This is a genomic window from Candidatus Pelagibacter sp. PS_44 (assembly GCF_059417735.1).
Genome location: NZ_CM182063.1, coordinates 1,189,977 through 1,209,752, shown reverse-complemented (window position 1 = coordinate 1,209,752; position 19,776 = coordinate 1,189,977). Strand labels below are relative to the sequence as shown.

Annotated in this window: 19 protein-coding genes; 6 read left to right on the top strand and 13 right to left on the bottom strand. The window is 28.3% G+C overall.

Features of this window, described 5'->3' with window-relative positions:
- Positions 1 to 28: 28 nt before the first annotated feature.
- The 5 genes from AC5SLO_RS06610 (at position 29) to AC5SLO_RS06590 (ending at position 4,818) form a co-directional block, all read left to right on the top strand.
- Positions 29 to 1,195: a DegT/DnrJ/EryC1/StrS family aminotransferase gene (locus AC5SLO_RS06610; RefSeq protein WP_494573169.1), complete on the top strand. Its 1,167-nt coding sequence runs from the start codon at positions 29 to 31 to the stop codon at positions 1,193 to 1,195.
- A gap of 1 nt (position 1,196) precedes the next feature.
- Positions 1,197 to 2,024 carry an SDR family oxidoreductase gene (locus AC5SLO_RS06605; RefSeq protein WP_494573168.1) on the top strand — a complete coding sequence of 276 codons (828 nt, stop codon included), beginning with the start codon at positions 1,197 to 1,199 and terminating at the stop codon, positions 2,022 to 2,024.
- Positions 2,021 to 2,731, top strand: a complete 711-nt coding sequence (locus tag AC5SLO_RS06600; protein ID WP_494573167.1) for a glycosyltransferase — start codon at positions 2,021 to 2,023, stop codon at positions 2,729 to 2,731. Before AC5SLO_RS06605 ends, AC5SLO_RS06600 begins: the two co-directional genes overlap by 4 nt.
- The gene (locus AC5SLO_RS06595) at positions 2,728 to 4,554 is read left to right on the top strand and encodes a hypothetical protein (protein ID WP_494573166.1); all 1,827 of its coding nucleotides are present in this window, start codon (positions 2,728 to 2,730) and stop codon (positions 4,552 to 4,554) included. The genes AC5SLO_RS06600 and AC5SLO_RS06595 overlap by 4 nt, the downstream gene beginning before the upstream one ends.
- A gap of 69 nt (positions 4,555 to 4,623) precedes the next feature.
- Positions 4,624 to 4,818, top strand: coding sequence for a hypothetical protein (locus AC5SLO_RS06590; RefSeq protein ID WP_494573165.1), 195 nt, complete (start codon positions 4,624 to 4,626; stop codon positions 4,816 to 4,818).
- A gap of 9 nt (positions 4,819 to 4,827) precedes the next feature.
- Here the strand turns inward: AC5SLO_RS06590 and pnp are convergent, their stop codons facing one another.
- The 12 genes from pnp to AC5SLO_RS06530 form a co-directional block, all read right to left on the bottom strand.
- Complete coding sequence (pnp, locus tag AC5SLO_RS06585; protein ID WP_494573164.1) at positions 4,828 to 6,900, bottom strand: polyribonucleotide nucleotidyltransferase; 2,073 nt, start codon at positions 6,898 to 6,900, stop codon at positions 4,828 to 4,830.
- An 18-nt stretch (positions 6,901 to 6,918) separates the two neighbouring features.
- The gene (gene rpsO / locus AC5SLO_RS06580) at positions 6,919 to 7,167 is read right to left on the bottom strand and encodes a 30S ribosomal protein S15 (RefSeq protein WP_494573163.1); all 249 of its coding nucleotides are present in this window, start codon (positions 7,165 to 7,167) and stop codon (positions 6,919 to 6,921) included.
- 13 nt (positions 7,168 to 7,180) lie between these two features.
- Positions 7,181 to 7,549 (bottom strand): 30S ribosome-binding factor RbfA, encoded by a 369-nt coding sequence (gene rbfA / locus AC5SLO_RS06575; RefSeq protein ID WP_494573162.1) that lies wholly within the window; start codon positions 7,547 to 7,549, stop codon positions 7,181 to 7,183.
- Positions 7,549 to 9,762 (bottom strand): translation initiation factor IF-2, encoded by a 2,214-nt coding sequence (infB, locus tag AC5SLO_RS06570; RefSeq protein WP_494573161.1) that lies wholly within the window; start codon positions 9,760 to 9,762, stop codon positions 7,549 to 7,551. Before infB ends, rbfA begins: the two co-directional genes overlap by 1 nt.
- A gap of 10 nt (positions 9,763 to 9,772) precedes the next feature.
- The gene (gene nusA, locus AC5SLO_RS06565) at positions 9,773 to 11,326 is read right to left on the bottom strand and encodes a transcription termination factor NusA (protein WP_494573160.1); all 1,554 of its coding nucleotides are present in this window, start codon (positions 11,324 to 11,326) and stop codon (positions 9,773 to 9,775) included.
- Between the two features lie 97 nt (positions 11,327 to 11,423).
- The gene (gene metK, locus AC5SLO_RS06560; RefSeq protein WP_494573159.1) at positions 11,424 to 12,593 is read right to left on the bottom strand and encodes a methionine adenosyltransferase; all 1,170 of its coding nucleotides are present in this window, start codon (positions 12,591 to 12,593) and stop codon (positions 11,424 to 11,426) included.
- Entirely contained in the window at positions 12,586 to 14,139 is a 1,554-nt protein-coding gene (lnt, locus tag AC5SLO_RS06555; protein WP_494573158.1) for an apolipoprotein N-acyltransferase, read from the bottom strand. The genes metK and lnt overlap by 8 nt, the downstream gene beginning before the upstream one ends.
- Positions 14,123 to 14,593, bottom strand: a complete 471-nt coding sequence (gene ybeY, locus AC5SLO_RS06550; RefSeq protein ID WP_494573157.1) for an rRNA maturation RNase YbeY — start codon at positions 14,591 to 14,593, stop codon at positions 14,123 to 14,125. Before ybeY ends, lnt begins: the two co-directional genes overlap by 17 nt.
- Positions 14,586 to 15,587 (bottom strand): PhoH family protein, encoded by a 1,002-nt coding sequence (locus tag AC5SLO_RS06545; protein WP_494573156.1) that lies wholly within the window; start codon positions 15,585 to 15,587, stop codon positions 14,586 to 14,588. The genes ybeY and AC5SLO_RS06545 overlap by 8 nt, the downstream gene beginning before the upstream one ends.
- Before the next feature lie 2 nt (positions 15,588 to 15,589).
- Positions 15,590 to 16,930: a tRNA (N6-isopentenyl adenosine(37)-C2)-methylthiotransferase MiaB gene (gene miaB, locus AC5SLO_RS06540; protein WP_494573155.1), complete on the bottom strand. Its 1,341-nt coding sequence runs from the start codon at positions 16,928 to 16,930 to the stop codon at positions 15,590 to 15,592.
- Between the two features lie 4 nt (positions 16,931 to 16,934).
- Positions 16,935 to 17,345, bottom strand: a complete 411-nt coding sequence (locus tag AC5SLO_RS06535; RefSeq protein WP_494573154.1) for a Fur family transcriptional regulator — start codon at positions 17,343 to 17,345, stop codon at positions 16,935 to 16,937.
- An 8-nt stretch (positions 17,346 to 17,353) separates the two neighbouring features.
- Positions 17,354 to 17,740: a peptidase M22 gene (locus tag AC5SLO_RS06530; protein WP_271516754.1), complete on the bottom strand. Its 387-nt coding sequence runs from the start codon at positions 17,738 to 17,740 to the stop codon at positions 17,354 to 17,356.
- Positions 17,741 to 17,756: 16 nt separating this feature from the next.
- Here AC5SLO_RS06530 and AC5SLO_RS06525 point away from each other — a divergent pair, with 16 nt between their 5' ends.
- Entirely contained in the window at positions 17,757 to 18,746 is a 990-nt protein-coding gene (locus AC5SLO_RS06525; RefSeq protein WP_494573153.1) for a polysaccharide deacetylase family protein, read from the top strand.
- Here AC5SLO_RS06525 and AC5SLO_RS06520 read toward each other — a convergent pair.
- Complete coding sequence (locus AC5SLO_RS06520; protein WP_494573152.1) at positions 18,743 to 19,630, bottom strand: glucosaminidase domain-containing protein; 888 nt, start codon at positions 19,628 to 19,630, stop codon at positions 18,743 to 18,745. The genes AC5SLO_RS06525 and AC5SLO_RS06520 overlap by 4 nt on opposite strands.
- Positions 19,631 to 19,776 lie beyond the last annotated feature (146 nt).

The window sequence follows — 19,776 nt, the reverse complement described above, 5'->3', positions numbered from 1 at the left end:
TTTTAATATAAGAATTAGGTGCAAAAATATGTCATTTAAATACCCCCTTTTAGAAAATGCCTTCTCAGACGAAGATATAAATTCTGCGATAAACGTTGTTAAAAGTAGAAGATTAACAATGTCAAAAAAAACTATTGAATTTGAAAAGAAATTCTCAAATTTTATTAAATCAAAATACTGTTTAATGGTAAATTCAGGATCTTCTGCGAACCTTCTAGCCTTTTTTGCTTTAATAAACCCGATGAAAAAGAATAGGCTTAAAGTGGGTGATGAATGTCTGATACCTGCCCTTTGTTGGTCAACATCTTTATGGCCAATTATACAAGCAGGCTTAAATCCAAAATTTATTGATGTAGATTTAAATACATTTTCTCCGAGTTTGGAAACGATTAAGAAAAATATTACAAAGAAAACAAGAGCTATAATGTTAATTAATGTTCTGGGTAATTGTTCAGAAATTGACAAAATAAAAAATTTTGCAAAAAAAAAAAATATTTATTTAATTGAAGATAATTGTGAGTCATTAGGCTCTGTTTATAAAGGAAAAAATTTAGGAACATTTGGCGACTTTTCAACATTTTCATTTTATTATTCGCATCAACTAACTGCAGGTGAAGGTGGAATGATAGTTTGTAGCAATAAATCAGATTATAAAATTTTACAATCTTTACGAGCTCATGGATGGGATAGAGAAATCTCAAAAAGAAAAAATACTTTTAACTTTATAAATCAGGGTTTTAATTTAAGGCCATTAGACATCTCTGCATCTATAGCAATGAGTCAGCTTAAAAGATTAAAAAAAATGGTTAAAACTCGAAAATTTAATCGTGATATGATTATAAAATTTTTAAAAAAATCCCCTAAATGGGACAATCAATTTACTTTCTTTGAGTCAAGCAAATATTTGAAACCGAGTTGGTTTAGTATTCCATTATTAATTAATAGAAAATATCTTAAATTTAAGAAAACTTTTTTAAACAAATTAGAAAAAAATAAAATAGAAACTAGGCCAATAATAAGCGGTAATTTTATAAATCAGCCAGCAATAAAATTACATAAATTAAGATTTAATAAAAATAATTTTAAGATTTCTCAAGAGATTGAAGATAGAGGTTTTTTTATTGGCTTACCAACTAAGAAAATTAACTTAAAAGATTTAAAAAAATTAACAGACTGCCTTTTAGATTTTAAATAGAATGTATAGATGTGGAATTACAGGGCATTCAGGGGTATTGGGGAAATCTATTCAAAAAAATCTAAATTTTAATTATATAAAATTTAATGGAGATATAACAAAACTCAAAGAAGTTGAAAAATGGGTTTCAAAAAACAAATTTGATTATCTAATTCACTTAGCTGCTATTGTACCTACATCCATTGTAGAGAAAGATTTTTTAAAATCTAAAAAGGTAAATTACGTAGGCACAAAAAATTTAATAGACTCTATAATAAAATTTCGCAAAGAAATTAAATTTTTTTTCTTCTCATCAACATCCCATGTATATAATTCAAAAAATAAATTTTCTAAACTCAATGAGCAAAGCCTGACAAAACCATATAGCAAATATGGAAAAACAAAATTATTGGCAGAAAATTATATAAAAAAAAAATTGAAGAAAGTTAAGATTAAATACTGTATTGGCAGAATATTTAGCTTTACCCATAAAAATCAAGATACTTCATTTGTGGTTCCAAATTTATTTAAGAAGATTAAGAAAGCAAAAGGTAAAAAAAGTGTGCTAAAAAATTTGAATCATTTTAGGGACTTTATTTCAATTGATGACATTTGCAGTGCAATTGGATTGATTATAAGAAAAGAAATTACAGGAATACTTAATATTGGGACGGGAAAAAAAATACAATTATCAAAAATTGCCTATTTTTTTGCAAAAAAATTCAATGTAAAATTAATCGTTAAATCAAATCAAGACCCCACTTATTTAATTTCTAATAATAACAAGTTAAAACTAAACGGTTGGAAACCAAAAAAAGAATTTTTGAAAGAACTAAGAAAATTCCAATGACTAAAATAGCTATAATCATTCCTGCTTATAACGAAAAAGAAAACTTAGAAAAATTGGTAAGTGAGATCAATCAGAACTTAAATGATGTAAAGATATTCATTGTTGATGACTCAAAAACAAATGAAAGTGAGCATTTGTTCTCCGATAAAGAAAATGTATTTTTTTATTACAGAGGAGCAAAACTTGGAAGAGGTTCTGCAGTTCTATTTGGTTTAAAACAAAGTTTAAAAGAAAATTTTGATTTATTTATTGAAATGGATGCAGATTTTTCTCATAACCCGAGTGAACTAAAAGATAAGGTTAATTTTTTTTTAAAAAATAATTTAGATCTTTTAATAGCTAGTAGGTATTTAGATAAAAGTAAGATCATTAATTGGAGTTTCTCGAGAAGAATTTTTTCAAAAATGTCAAATTTTTTAGCAAAAAAACTTCTTCAAATACCAGCAAGTGATTATACAAACGGTTTTAGATTTTATTCAAAAAAAGCAGCAATACTTATAACACAAGAGTGTGGTAAAATTGGAGATGGTTTTATAGTTTTGTCAGAAATTCTTTTAATCATAAAGTTAAATGCATTAAAAATTGGAGAGATAGATACAATTTTTGTCAATAGAGCAAGAGGTGAAAGCTCCGTTAACATGAAATTAATTTTTTTATCTTTATTGGGATTGCTCAAACTATTCATAATAAAGATTAAGAAATCATGAAATTTCAAAATAAACAGTTTATTTGGTTATTACCTTTATTGATAATTCTATTTAAATGGATATTGATTTTTTATTTTTATAGAGATTTAGATTTTAATTTAAGAATTTTGGTAAATTTTAATGATTTAAGTTATTTTCCATTCATAATTTCTCTATCAGAATATAACTTATCTCCTGCTTTTAATGAATACTTTAAACCAACTAACCTCATAGCGTTTCCAATAGCATCTATCGTATTTCATTCCTTTTTTTATAAAATATTTGGTCTTATAAGTTATGTATTTTTAGAAATAATTTTTGTTATAAGTGCTTACTCATTAATTTATTTTTTTGCTAAAAATACAGGTATTAAAAATAATACCGCAGTCTTTGGAACATTACTTTTTTTCTCACTCCCTGTTTTTTTGGAATATTTAAATATTTTAGAAACTAATAACTTTTTTTTACATATTAAAAATCAGATTTTTAATTATCACTTATTTGAATTTAGATACCCAAGGCCACTAGTAAGCAATTTATATTTTTATGGTTTTTTAATTTTTCTTTTAAAATTTTATAATTCTCATGAACCAAAAAGATCAAATTATATTTTTTTAAGTATTTTATTGTCTTTAATATTACAAAGCTTTATCTACCTCTTTATTTTAAGTGGCTTTGTTTTTTGTACTTTTTTAATTATAAAATTAATGAAAGATAAAAATTTTATAGAAAAAAATCTTAAAAATCTTTTTATTTTTTTACTAGTATTTATAATTTTTACCTTACCGTTTTTTTATCAATATCTATTTGCTGAGGGAGATTATAGTTTAAGAATGGGGCTATTTCCTATAGACTTAAATATTAAAAAAAATCTTCTGATTAAAACTTTTCATCATTTTTTAAATTTAAAATATTTCATTTTAATTTCAAATTTAATTATTTTTTACTTTATTTTCAGAAAATACAATTTGAAAATTATTGAAAGTTACAAATTTTATTTAATTATATTTTCATATACTGTATGTATTCCCTTTATATTCATTATTATTTCTCCTTATTTAATTTGGTTTAAGCATTTTTTTGATGTTAAAAATTTAATTTTTTTATTGGGAATTTTTTTAATTTTCATTTTTGTAATTGATATATTTTTAAGAAAATTAAAGTTTCAAAGATGGTTTTTTTCTTTCGTTTTTATTGTATTATTAACTCTAAACTCGACTCATTATTACAATTTAATTTATAAAAATAATTCATTAAATAAAAATTACCTCAATGACCTTCAGGAAGTAATAAATGAATATAAATTTATAGGTACCGAAAATAAGATTAATATTTTTTCAAATTCACAATTTATTAATTATTATTTTACTTATAAAAAACAAAATATTCTATTTCCTAATGGTTTTCACGTTTCCTTAAGTGATGATCAATTAGAAATTTTGATGATCAATTCTCTTAAAGCCTTGGGGTTTAATCAATCAAATTTTAAGAATTTTATTCAAAATAAAATCAGCTGGAGATCTTCAAATGAAATAGGCCAAATAACTGGATATAAATATCAATTCAATTCTTTTTATACATACTTCAATATTGATAATTATGGTGAAGACGAAATTAAATTTTTGAAGAATAATAAAATTTTTTTATCTGAGTCGATAGCCTTATCACAAAGTGAGATCAGTCGACTTTTAACTGAATTTCAAAATCACAAAGTTATATCTAAAATTAAGCCAAATATAGTGATTGTTGATAAAAGAAAAAATAATTTTGACTTTATTGTTTCGGAAGATTATTCAGAGATAATTAATAACAAATATTTTATTTTATATAGTTTAAAAAAATAATTTTATTTATGGTTAAAAAAATTTTATACCAAAGCTGGCATGTACATAGATTGGTAACAGATAGAGAGTTTGTCTGAAATTGATACTTTAATAGATATTGGTGTAGGACCTAAAGGAACAGAAGATTTGTATAGAGTTTTTAAAAATGCGAACCTTATACTTATTGACCCAATTAAAGATTTTAAGTTGAAAGAGGGGCGTTCTGTTGCCAGGTGCCCCATAAAAAAACCCCAGAACTTTCATTCCAGGGGTTTAGAATTTTAATTTAAAGTATTATTCAGCTGCTTGTTTCATAGAAAGTTTAACTTTACCTCTATCGAAACCAATCACTTTAACTTTTACTTCGTCGCCTTCTTTAACAATATCAGTAACTTTTTCTACTCTTTTAGGAGCAAGTTCTGAGATATGAACAAGGCCATCTTGTTTACCTAAAAAGTTAACAAATGCCCCAAACTCCATAATCTTCATTACTTTGCCTGAGTAAACTTTATTAAGTTCAGCTTTTGCAGTGATGTCTTTAATCATTTGCATAGCAATGTTTCTAGACTCTTCATCTGGAGCAGCAACAGTTACAACTCCTTCGTCATTCACATCAACTTTTGCACCTGATTTTTCAACGATCTCTCTGATTGTTGCACCACCTTTTCCAATAACAGCTGCAATATCTTTTTTATCAACAGTTACTTGTTCCATTTTTGGAGTGTGTTGCCCAACATCAGCTCTTGATTCACTTAAAGCCTTATTCATTTCACCTAAGATATGAATTCTTCCATCTTTCGCCTGCTTTAAAGCCTGCTCCATGATTTCAAAAGTAATACCAGTAATTTTGATATCCATTTGAAGTGAAGTAATTCCATCTTTAGTTCCAGCAACTTTAAAGTCCATATCTCCCAAATGATCTTCGTCACCTAAAATATCTGATAGGACACTAAAATCATCACCCTCTTTAATTAAACCCATTGCAATTCCTGCAACTGGTTCTTTAATTGGAACACCTGCATCCATTAATGCAAGAGAGGTACCACAAACAGTTGCCATTGAAGAAGAACCATTAGATTCAGTTATCTCTGACACTACTCTAAAAGTGTAAGGAAATGCTTCTTTTGGAGGAAGTGAAGAGTTGATTGCTCTCCATGCTAACTTTCCGTGACCAACTTCACGTCTTCCTGTTCCAATTCTTCCAGTTTCACCAACTGAAAAAGGAGGGAAGTTATAATGAAGCATAAATCTTTCTCTAGATTGACCATCCAGACTTTCTATTCTTTGTTCATCATCAGAAGTACCTAAAGTAGTAACTACAATTGCTTGCGTTTCACCTCTAGTAAATAATGCTGAACCATGAGTTCTTGGTAAAACACCAACTTCACACTCAATAGCTCTTACATCAGCTAAACCTCTACCATCAATTCTTTTTTTGTTCTTAAGAATATCAGTTCTAACAATTTTCTTTTCAAGATTTTTTAATTCATCGTTAACATTAAAATCAGAATAATTTTCATTGTCTGCAAAAAGCTGCTTAGCTTTTTCAGAAATTTCTGAAATTTGATTTGATCTATCTTGCTTATCTCTAGTAGCAAAAGCTTTCGTTAAATCTGCTGTAAAAGTTTCCTCAAGTTTTTGTTTAACTTCGGATAAATCTTTTTTCTCAACAGTCCACTCTGGTTTTCTGCATTCTTTTGCAAGTTCCTCAATCATTTTGATTACTGGAACAAAGCCTTCATGACCAAATTTGACTGCAGCTAACATTATTTCTTCTGATAAACCTGATGTTTCCGACTCAACCATAAGTACTGCATCTTTAGTACCAGCTACTACTAAATCTAAAGTAGAGTTTTCTAATTCAGCTTTTGATGGGTTAAGAATGTACTTACCATCTACATACCCAACTCTTGAAGCTCCCACAGGTCCCATAAATGGCATTCCTGAAATAGCTAATGCTGCTGATGAAGCAGTGATTGCAAGGATGTCTGGTTGGTTTTCTTTATCATATGAAATTACCGTTGGTAACAACTGAACTTCATTTTTAAATTCGCTAGGGAATAAAGGCCTGATCGGTCTATCAATTAATCTTGATATTAATTGTTCGCTTTCAGTTGGTCTTGCTTCTCTCTTAAAAAATCCACCTGGAATTTTACCACCAGCATAATATTTTTCTTGATAGTTTACAGATAGAGGAAAATAATCCATATCTGGATTTACTTTTTTTGCTCCTACTACTGTTGCTAAAATAACTGTTTCACCACATGAAGCAATGATTGCTCCGTCTGCTTGTCTTGCTACTTTACCTGTTTCTAAACTTATTTTCTTACCTGCTACTTCAATTTCCTTCTTATATACTTTGAACATTCAATTTCCGTTTCTTTTTTATTTTCTTAAATTCAGCTTCGTTAATACATTTTTGTAAGAATCAAATTTATTTTTCTTTAAGTATTCTAACAATTTTTTTCTTCTATTTACTGCTCTTAACAATCCAACTGAAGAATGCTTATCCTTCTTAAATTGTTTTATGTGGGCTGAAAGAGTTTCAATTTTCCCTGTTAATAATGCAATTTGTACCTCTGAAGAACCGGTGTCCTTCTCATGCATTTTTAATTCTACTGCTTTTTTCGTCATACTATTTATTTTCCTATTTGTTTGTTTGTTTTATTAAGTTTTCTATTTTTTCTGCGTACTCAAAAGAGTCATCTTTTGCAAAAAGTATTTTTGGTATGTATTTCATAATAACTTTTTGAGATAAAACTTTTCTAATTAAAAAAGAATATTCTCTTAATTTTTTAATAACTTTTTCTGTATCTTTCCCCCCTAGAGGCAAAACATAAGCTTTTGCAATTTTTAGATCTTGACTCATTTTTACTTCAGTAACGGTTACAGTATTAGTTTCTAAATTCGGCACCTTAGCTTCATTTCTTGCAAAAATCATACCTAAAGATTGCTTAATCATCTCTCCAACACGCAATTGTCTCTGTGATACCGGTTTTCCTATTCTGTCAGCCATTATACCGTTCTCTCCGTTGAAGTCGTGCTATAAGCCTCAATTATATCGTTTTTTTGAAAGTCTATAAAGTCTTTAAGAGTAATTCCACATTCCTGACCATTACTCACCTGTTTCGCCTGATCTTTTTCTCTAAAAATAGTGCTTATTTTACCAGTATAGATAATTGCTCCATCTCTAATTACTCTAGCATTAGCACCACTTGCGATCTCACCCTCTGTCACTTTAGATCCTGCAACTTTTCCTGTTCCCGATACTTTAAAGATTTCTAAAATTTGAGCTGTACCACTAATTGTTTCTTGAATATCTGGAGCAAGTAAGCCTGACATTCTTGATTTAATATAATCCAAAACTTCATAGATAATATTGTATGAAGAAATTTTTATTTTTTCATTTTCTGCTAATTTTTTTGCTTCCTTACTTGGCTTAACATTAAATGCAATTAAAACTGCGTTTGATGCTTTTGCTAAAGTCACATCGGTTTCTGTTACCATTCCAATATCTGATAAAATTATTTTAGGTTTAACCTCATCATGAGTAATTTGACTGATTGCATTTTTTATTGCCTCAGAAGATCCATGAACATCAGATTTGATAATAATATTTAATTCAGCTGCAGATTTATCTACAAATGCAGAATCCTGTGTTGCAAAAGTTAAAGGGTTGCCTCCTGTTTTATTTTCTTCTGCTCTATTGGCGCTTAAAGTTTTTGCTTCTTTTTCTGTATCAAGAACAATAAAATCATCACCTGATTTTGCTGCACCATTAATTCCTAAAATCTCCACTGGAGATGATGGTGGTGCTTCATCAATATTTTGTCCTTTGTCGTTAATTAATGCTCTAACCTTACCCCACTTTAATCCACTAACAAAAAAATCACCTTTTTTAATTGTACCTGATGTAACGATTACTGTTGCTACAGCTCCTCGCCCTGTATCAATTTTTGACTCTAAAACAATACCAGTTGCTTTAGATTCATAATCTGTTTTTAAATCTAAAATCTCAGCTTGTAGAACTATAGACTCTACTAACTTATCTAAGTTCTTTTTAGTTTTAGCAGAAATCTCCACCATTAGTGTGTCACCAGATAAATCTTCTGCAATTAACTCATACTCTAAAAGTTGATTTTTAATTTTTTGTGGGTCAGCATCTGGTAAATCACATTTATTTATTGCAACAACAATTGGAACTTTGGCAGCTTTTGCGTGTTTAATTGATTCAATTGTTTGTGGTTTAACTCCATCATCTGCTGCAACTACCAATACCACAACATCTGTTAATTTTGATCCTCTGGCTCTCATCTCTGTAAAAGCAGCATGGCCTGGGGTGTCAATAAAAGTTATTTTATTTGATTCATGCTCTATTTGATAAGCCCCAATATGTTGCGTTATACCTCCAAATTCTCCTGATACAACGTTTGCACTTCTTAGAACATCTAATACAGAGGTTTTACCATGATCAACATGTCCCATCACAGTTACAATTGGAGGTCTATTTTTTAAATTTTCAGATCTAGACTCTTTTATTTTTTGAATAATTTCTTCTGCTTTAGTTTCTCTTATAGGGTTATGGCCAAATTCTTTTACTAAGTACTCTGCCGTATCAGCTGCTAGTGTTTGGTTGATCGTAACAGTTACTCCCATTCCAAATAAAAATTTAATTACATTGCTTGATTGCTCTGCCATTCTATTTGCAAGCTCTCTAACTGTAATTGCCTCTGGAATATTTACATCTCTCTTAACTGGTTTTAAATTTTCTTGGATCTCTTCTTTAGTAAGCTCTCTGTTTTCTTTTAACTTTGCTCTTTTAAGGGAGGCTAAACTTCTTGTTCTAGCTTCAATTTGATCACTTAGTGCTCTTGAAACAGTTAATTTTAATTCTCTTTTTTTTCCCTCTGACTTTCCTTTTTCCCCAGATTCTCCCTTGAGTCTTCTAGTTGCTCTTTGTTCAGCTAATTTACGTTTTTCATAATCATTAGTTATGGGTGAAGATGGTTTAGGTGACAAAGTATTTCTTGGCACAAAAGATCCTTTGGGACTTGCAGCAGGCGTTGATCTAACACTTGCTGGTCTACTGAAACTACCTTTTGAAGCAAATTTGCTTGGTTTTTTTTCAATTACAACAGAGTTCTTACTCTGAGTTTTTGCTAACTCTATATTTTTTATTGATTTCTTGGCTATGCCAGAAAGTGTTAATTTTGTTTTTTTGTTGTCCATATTTCATTACTCAATCTTTATAAACTATATTTCTTGCAGACATGATCAATTCATCAGCTTCTACTTTTGATAAAGCAAAGTCTTCAAGATACCCTTGAATTTTTATTCTTTCACCTTTTACAACATCATAACCGCCTGTTAATTCATCAGATGCTAGATCTGCAAAATCTTCTAATTTTAAAATTTTCTGCTCACCTAAGGTAACTAACATTCCAGGAGTTAAACCTTTGTGATTTATAAGATCATCTTGCAATCCCAAATCTTTAATTCTTTTAGTAATATCTTCCTGATCTTTTTGATAAAACTCTTTAGCTCTTTCGATTAAAGCTTTAGCAGTATCTTCTTCAATACCTTCAATTTTTATTAAACTTTCTGGTGTGCTATCTTTAATATCTGAAATTGAAGAAAAACCTTCAGCAACAAGTAATTGTCCTAGGGTTTCATCTAGTTCTAAGTTTTTAACAAAGTTTTCAGTTTTCTCTTTGAATTCTAACTGTCGTCTTTCTGAATCTTCAGCATCAGTCATTATGTTAATTTCATAATTTAATAATTTAGTAGCAAGTCTAACGTTTTGACCTCTACGACCAATTGCTTTACTTAAATTTTCTTCAGTTAAAATCACATCTAATTTTTTTGCAACACTGTCAACATTAACTCTTTGAACTTCTGCAGGAGATAGAGCGTTGGAAACTATAATTGCTGGATCTTCAGACCAATTCACAATATCAATTTTTTCTCCTTGCAATTCATTAACAACTGCTTGAACTCTTGATCCTCTCATTCCAACACAAGCTCCTACTGGGTCTAATGAAGTATCAACTGCTTTGACACAAATTTTTGCTCTACTTCCTGGATCTCTTGCTGATGACTTAATCTCAATTAAACCGTCATAGATTTCTGGAACCTCTTGAACAAAAAGTTTTTCCATAAATTTAGGATGAGCTCTTGATAAAAATATTTGCTGTCCCCTAGTTTCTCTTTTTACATCATAGCAGTAAGCCTTAATTCTATCACCTGCTTTAATGTTTTCTCTTGGGATCATTTCATTTTTTTGAATAATTGCTTCAGTTCTTCCCAAATCAACTATTACATTTCCAAATTCTAAACGTTTAACAATTCCACTCAAAATTGTATCTTTTTTATCTATAAAGTCATTGTATTGTCTTTCACGCTCCGCTTCTCTTACATTAAAGCTAATAACTTGTTTTGCTGTCTGAGCTGCAATTCTTCCAAAGTCAAAAGAGGGCAATGGTTGTAAAATTTCATCACCAACTTTTTTATCTTTGTTTTCTTCATTTAAAATGATTGCGTCTTGAAGATTAATTTCTGTATTTGTGTTTTCTGGTTTTTCAACAATAACTAATTTTCTAAATATACCAATGTCACCACTTTCTCTGTCAATTAAAACTTTGATTTCATTGTCTTGTCCGAATTTAGATTTGGCTGCTTTAGCAATTCCAGTTTCCATAGAATCTATAATCAACTCTTTATCGATAGATTTTTCTAAAGCCACAGCTTCAGCTATTCTTAATAATTCTAATTTATCTGATCTTCTATTTAACATATTTTAATAGTTCCAAAAAAAAATGGGCTAAAGCCCATTCTGTAATTTCAATAATGTAAGGGCAATATATAAAGAATTTTTTTTAATTCAATAGTAACTATTTAGAAAAAACACTCTTTTTATCTGTTTTTTCCCATGAAAATGAACCGTCTGTCTCTGGCACTCTGCCAAAATGACCATAAGCTGCTGTTTTTTCATAAATTGGTTTATTCAAATTTAACATCTCTCTTATTCCTCTCGGGCTCAAATCAAAATTCTTTGAAATCTCTTCTGTTACAAATTTATTTTTTTCTAAATCATTATCAAATAAATCGACATAAATAGATAACGGTTTTGAAACCCCAATTGCATAAGCTAATTGGATTAAACATTTCTCTGAAATTTTTGAAGCAATAATATTTTTAGCAATATATCTTGCAGCATAAGCCGCAGATCTATCTACTTTAGTTGGATCTTTTCCCGAAAAAGCTCCTCCCCCATGAGGCGCTGCCCCACCATAAGTATCCACAATAATTTTTCTACCTGTTAAACCACAGTCTCCATCTGGTCCTCCAATTACAAAATTTCCTGTGGGATTTACATAAAACTCTTCTTCATTAAAATCTTTTAAAAAATTTTCTGGAATTGATTTTAATAAATAAGGTCTTAATAATTCTCTAACTTTAGCTTGATCTATGTCCGCAGAATGTTGTGTAGAAATTACAACCGATTTTACTTTTGTTGGTCTTCCATCAACATATTCAAAAGTAACTTGGCTTTTTGAATCTGGTTCTATATTTTTTAGTTTTCCAGATTTTCTATCTTCAGCCATAAGTCTTAAGATTTTATGAGAATAATGAATTGGTGCTGGCATTAATTCTTCAGTTTCATTACAAGCATAACCAAACATTATTCCTTGATCTCCAGCTCCCTCATCTTTATTTCCTGAAGAGTCTACACCCATAGCAATATCAGCTGATTGAGAATGAAGATGGCTTTCAATTTTTGTAGCTTCTCTCCAAGTAAAACCATCTTGGTCGTATCCAATATCTTTAATACAATCTCTTACTTTTTGATAAAGATCTTCTTTTTTTATCTCTGGTCCTCGGACTTCTCCTGCAAGCACAACTTTGTTTGTAGTTGTTAATGTTTCGCAGGCCACTCTAGAAAATGGATCACCAGTAAGATAGCTGTCCACCACCATATCTGAAATACGATCTGAAACTTTATCCGGATGACCCTCTGACACAGATTCACTGGTAAATAAAAAGTTTTTTAAATTACTCATGTTCAAGTTTATTAAATGAAAAAATTAAAAAAATATATATTAAAATAATGATAAAAAATATTTTATTACCATATTTCATAAATAGAGTTGATTTGGTAATTTTACTTTCAGTAAAATCAACATATCCAGTAGACCCAAATTCTACTTTTTGCTCAATAATTCCTATAGGATTGACTATTGCAGTGATACCATTGTTTGCAGATCTAATTATATATTTTCCGCTCTCAATTGATCTAAAGATACTATGTGAGAAATGTTGTTTAGGACCTATGGATCCTCCAAACCACCCATCTTCTGAAATATTAATTATATAATTATAATTATTTTCTTTAGATATTTTGCCTGAATAAATTATTTCATAGCAAATGAGTGGTAGTAAACTCACTTTAATTTTATCTTTATCAATATTAAAAGGGGCTCTATTTTTACCACTTGAGAAAGATTGATAATTGTTTGTAACTGTTTTAAGGCCTATTAATCCTAAAATATTCTTAAACGGAATAAACTCACCAAATGGAACTAAATTAACTTTGTTATAGCTCTCCTGTAATTGCATTTTATGATCAAATACTGCCATTGAATTAAAAAATAAATTTTCACCATTAGCGTCCTCAATACTATTCAATCCCATAATAATTAAATCATCTGATGAAAAATTATTTATAAACAAGTCCTGATAGATATCCATTTCGCTTACATAGCTGTCTGGAATAATTCCCTCTGGCCATAAAAAAATTGTAGGTATTTTTTTTTCAGAAGCACTAAGGGTTATTAATTCATTAATTATTTTTATCTCATCTTGATTAGAATAAAATCTTCCTAAACTAATGTTGGGTGATACAGCTCTAATCACGTAGGAATTTTTTATATTTTTAAGTGAATTAAATTGATTAATTTTAAAATTACCAAAAATTAAAAAAGTAGATGAAATTAAGATAAAGAAAAAACAAAATATAATCTGTTTTCTATTTTTTCTTAATATAAAAACAGCCGGCAAAGAAAAGAGAGAGATGCAAAATAGATTAAAAGAATAAGTGCCAATTAAAGAAACTATTTGAATAAAATAAATATTTTCAGAAAAACTATACGAAACTAAATTCCAGGGAAATCCAGTAAATATCAAGCCCCTTATAAATTCTATAATGCCAAATAAAATTGAAAAAATAAGAAAAGAGCTAATTAAATTCTTTGAGTAAAAAATTGAAAATAAATAAGTAATTATTCCATAAAATATAGCTAAAAAAGTTGGTAATAAAATTATGGCTAGAGGAATTAGAAATTTAAAACTTTCATCAAAAGTTAATGAAATTGTTATCCAGTACAAACTTGATAAAAAATATCCAAATCCAAAAAACCATCCATATTTAAAGAAAGACTTATTCTCTAAATTTTTTTCTCTTTTATTGTAAAGAAAAATAAAAAATAAAGAAAAAGTAAAAAAGTTAATTAGAAAATAATTATAAGGTGGTAAACTATAAGAACTGATAGCTCCTAAAAAGACAATGTAGATTGCATTTAAAAAATTTTTTTTAAGCAAATTTTTCATTTTTGCTTTTAACTAATTTATAAATTTTTTCTTCTTCTTTGCTCATCTTTTTAAAATCTTTTAATTTTACATGATCATGACCCAAAAGATGAAGAAACCCATGAATGAATATTTTTATAACTTTATTTTTAAAATCCAGACTAGTTAAATTTTTTGGTTTATTCATAAATTCATAACTGATCACTATGTCTCCAAGATAAGTATTCTTTTTTAAATTGAGTTTTTTCTCAAAGGGAAAGGATAAAACATCTGTTGGTTTATCTTTATTTCTGAAACTTTTGTTGAGCTTTTTAATTCTTTTATTATCTGACAAAAGAATACTCAAACTTATCTTTTTTCCGATAAACCTATATTTTTTTGGAAAAAATTTAACTAATGTATTAAAAAAAATATCTTTTTTTTTTATCTTTTTATTCCAAAGATTGTTCTCAGAAACAACACCAACACTAATCATTTTCTTGGTCTGAGTAAGCCTTAACAATCTTAGATACAAGGGGATGCCTAACTACATCAGAATGATCAAAATCTACAACAGATATTTCCTTAATATGTCCCAATAATTTTTTTGACCTATTCAATCCAGACATGGTTTTGTGTGGTAAATCAATCTGAGAAGGGTCACCATTAATAACAATTTTAGAGTTTTCTCCAATACGAGTTAAAAACATTTTAATTTGAGTATCTGTTGCGTTTTGTGCTTCATCTAAAATTGCAAAAGAATTTTTTAAGGTTCTTCCTCTCATGAATGCGAGTGGTGCAATTTCAATATCTCCAATTTCAATCATTCTTTGAATTTTTTCAAAATCAAAGAGGTCATATAGTGAGTCATATAAAGGTCGTAAATAAGGATCTACTTTTTCTTTCATGTCACCTGGTAAAAATCCTAGGCGCTCTCCAGCCTCTACTGCAGGTCTTGATAAAATAATTCTCTCAATTTTTTTATCAAGCAACATTGTTAAACCCACCGCCACTGCCAGAAATGTTTTTCCTGTTCCAGCTGGTCCTGCTGAAATAGTAATGTCACTCTGTCTTAAAGCTCTAACATATTCTTTCTGTCTTTCTGATCTTGGAATGACTGATTTTTTAGGTGTCTTAATTATATCTGAAACATTCTGGTTTTTTACTTTTTCTTCAATCATAAATTTATCTATGGATGAAATTATATCTTTTTTTTCAATACTTCCATTGCTAATAAATTGATTTGCTAAAAATTGGATAGCGTTTTTGGTTATCTCATTTTGTTCTGGAGTAGACTTAATAATAATTGAATTCCCTCTTGAGTATAAACTTGTATTAGTAATTTTTTCTAATTCCTTTAAATTTGCATTGAATTCTCCCACTATACCCATCAATAAATCATTATCATGAAATATAACGCTTAAGGAATTGTTGTCTGAATATACAAATTTTAATGTTGAGTTAATTTTTTTAGAATTTGTATTATACAATTTTAAGCTACCTTTTTTTTAGAACTTTCTACTAATTTTCCAAAAAGATTATTTTGATTACTGCTTGTTATTTCAACTTGTACAATTTTTCCAATATTATCTATATCACCATCAAAAATTACTGATGTCATATATTCTGTTCTGCCAAATAGCTTAATTCCATCTTTCATTATATTTTCCACTAGAACATTTAAAATTTTATTTTCAAGAGATTTATTTTTTTTAATTTGATTTTCAAATAACCTCTTTTGAATAATTTCTAATCTTTTTTTGGATTTTACCGCATTAACTTGGGTAAGATCTGCAGCTACTGTTCCAGGTCTGGCACTAAAAATAAAAGAATATGAATTTATGAAGCCAATTTTTTCAATTAATTCCATAGTTTTATTAAAATCATCTTCATCTTCCCCTGGATATCCAATGATGAAATCACTTGAGAATTCCACATTAGGATTTATCTCTTTTAAACTTTCATAAACTTTTAAATACTCTTCAATAGTATGTTTTCTATTCATTGATTTTAAAATTTTATTAGATCCACTTTGTACAGGTAGGTGAACTAGTGGCATTAATTTAGAGCTTTTTTTATACACATTAATTAAATCCTCTGTCATATCTTTAGGATGAGAGGTTGTATATCTAACCCTTTCAATTTGATCAAAACCATTAAGCTCTAACAATAAGTCTGATAATTTATATTCTTTATTATTATCTTCAAATTTATAAGCATTAACATTTTGACCTAATAAAATAATTTCTTTTGCACCTGACTCAATTAATTCTTTTGCTTCATCGATGATTTGTTTGAATGGTCTAGAGTATTCAGGGCCACGCGTATATGGAACTACACAAAAATGACAGAATTTATCACAGCCTTCTTGAATGGTTAAAAATGAAGATACTTTACTATCTTTATTTTTAATTTTACTTAAATAATTAAATTTAGAAATTGTATCAAATTCGGTTTCTTCCTCTTTCTTTTTATTCTTCGAATGTTTTAATATAGCCTCATTAATTTTATGATATGATTGAGGTCCTATAACAATATCTATGTAGGGCTCTCTTTTTAACATTTCCTGATTTTCAGCCTGAGCAACACATCCTGCTACAATAACAATTGGTTTTGGCTTTGATCTAAAAATTTTTTTAACTCTACCTATTTCATGATAAACTTTTTCTTTAGCCTTATCTCTAATATGGCAAGTATTTAATAAATAACAATTTGCATCTTCATACTTGTCAGTTTTTTCAAATCCAATTTCTTTGACTGTATCAAAAATACGATTAGAATCGTATTCATTCATTTGACAGCCAAAAGTTTTGATAAAAATTTTTTTCAACATTCAACTAGGGTTTTTTTTTAACCCCATATAATTCTAATTTATGATCCACAAGTTTATATCCATATTTAGCTGCAATTTTTTCTTGTAGTTTTTCAATTTCTTCGTCCACAAATTCTATAATCTCTCCAGATTTAACATCAATTAAGTGATCATGATGTCCCTCATTTAATTCCTCATATCTTGCCTTTCCTCCCTTAAACTCATGTTTGGCTAATATTCCTGACTCTTCAAAAAGTTTTACAGTTCTATAAACTGTGGCAATACTAATTTTTGCATCGATTTTCATAACCCTATTATATAGCTCATCTACATTAGGGTGATCTTTTGCCTCTGACATCACTTTTGCAATTATCTTTCTTTGATCTGTTAACTTAACACCTTTTGCTAAGCATTTTTGCTCAATATTTTGTGACATTATTAATTTTAACTTAAATAAATAGGATTAATCAAATTCTTTTTAATTTGAAATTGTTCGCATAAACTGGGGACATCTTCATATCTAATTTCATCTTTAACCTTAAAATCCTCAAAACTAAAACAATAATAGTTAATTTTTTTAGTTAAATGCAAAGCTTTAATTGTTGCTAATGAATTTCTAATACCTGCAAAACTTCCTGGACCTCTATTTACGTATATTGTACTTACTTTATCTAGAGAGATTTTGTTATTATTCAAAAATTCATTAATTAAAATCATTAATTTTTCAAAATTAATTTTACTATTTTCATGACTGCAAGTATAAATATTTTTACTAACCATGAGTGTTAAAAAAATTTTATCTCTAGCAGCATCTACAATCAAATTATTCATTATAACAATGTTATTAATGTTTAGTTGTAAAGCAGATGAAAATAATATCAAATATTATTCTCCTGACATGGGTATACTTTCTCTTATGTATCACCGATTTGATGAAAATAAATATCCATCTACAAATATTCAAATGGATATATTTAAGGAGCATATTTCAATAATTAGACAATCAAACCTTAAATTCTATGATCCCAAAAATTTAGAAAATAACTTTTCAACAATAAAAAAAGAAAAAAAAATTCTTTTAACCATTGATGATGCTTTCACTTCTTTTTACAAAGTTGCTTGGCCTTATTTAAAGCAAGAAAAAATCCCATTCATATTATTTGTATCAACTCAATCGATTGGAAAATATGGTTATATGACTTGGGAACAAATAAAAGAATTAGAACAAGAGCCTTTTGTCTATATTGGAAATCATGCCCATTCTCATGATTACTTAGTAGATTTTAACAAAGAAGATTTTATGAAAGATATTAATTCTTCTACTTCCATATTTAATAAAAATTTAGGATATAATCCTATTTTCTTTTCTTATCCCTTCGGTGAATATAGTCTAGAAATTAAAGAATATATTTCTAAAAATTTTAAATATGCTTTTGGACAGCATTCAGGGGTGATTGATTACAATAAAGACCCCTTTGAACTTCCACGATTTCCTATTAATGAAAAATATGGTGATTTAGATCGATTTAAATTTTTAGTAAATCTTTATCCACTTCAATATAAAAATTTATATCCTGAAGATAAATACATAACAGATAATAATCCTCCTGAATTTTATGTGGAATTTTTTGATGAACAAAAAAATATAAATAATATTAATTGTTTTTCTGATGAAGGTAATGAATGGAAACAGTCCAATATAGATTTTAATGAAAATAAATTACGAATAAATTTTAGGGAAAAATTTTTGTTTAGAAGGGGAAGAATTAATTGCTCTCTTAATGATGATGGATTATGGCGATGGTTTGGAGTTCAATTTTCAGTTAAACAAAATTAAATTAAACTATTAAGTTCAATACTTGATGGCATTAACTTTGCATCATCAAAATCTGTTAATTTATTTTGTCTAATAATTTGTTGTAAAATTTTTACATACTCTTTTCCAGTCTCTGCATATTCATCAAGATGTTCTGAAAGAATAATACTATCTAGCTCCTCACCATTATCTCTTAGTTCTGCTCTAGCACTTCTAAAATCTCTATAGGATGAATGGGTATTTAAATTTCTTTTATAAGCTTTAACTGATGCCTGTAACACGTTAAATCTCATAACTTTGTGTGTGCTATCATTATCAGCATCAGAGGGTTTTATTCCATCACCAGACCACGTCCACTGACCAAATAATGCATTTCCTTCTTGTGCAAATCTAGATGTTCCCCACCCAGTTTCTTTTGCGGCTTGAGCGATTGCCATTGAAACTGGTACTTCGTCCATTCTTATTTTAAGTGTTGATAAATCTTTATTAACAACTCCATATTGTTTAAATTTTGAGTTCAGCCAATTTTGTTCTGCTTTAGTATTTTTACTTTTATTTAGAATGGTAAAAAGTTTATTACGGTCAGATTTAATATTATTATTTTCTTCAATGACTAATGGTAAAATAATTTGGATAAATAACTCTTTTCTTTTTTTAGCATTTTCTATTTTAGTAATCTCTGCCGGTAATAATGTTAAAGAAATCGGTTTTACTAATTTATTTTTTCTTACATCTTCTAAATTATAATTTGTTGATTTAAATAACTCTTCAATTGTAGATGCACTTAATCTCACACTATCTTTATCTCTTGGCTGTTGATCAAATGTGAAAATGTCTTCAAATAAAGATTTTTTATCTAAGCCATCATCTAGTTTTGGATCTTGGTTTTCTAGTAGTTTATTCAAATTATTTTTGGAACTGTTCTCATAGTTTTTAGAAAATAATATTTTTTTATTTGTAAGATCAATGGCAAGTGGCAAAACAAAGAAAAAAGAGATTATAATTAAACTAGATAAAAAAGTTTTTGATAGGGTATTTAAGGTAATAGATT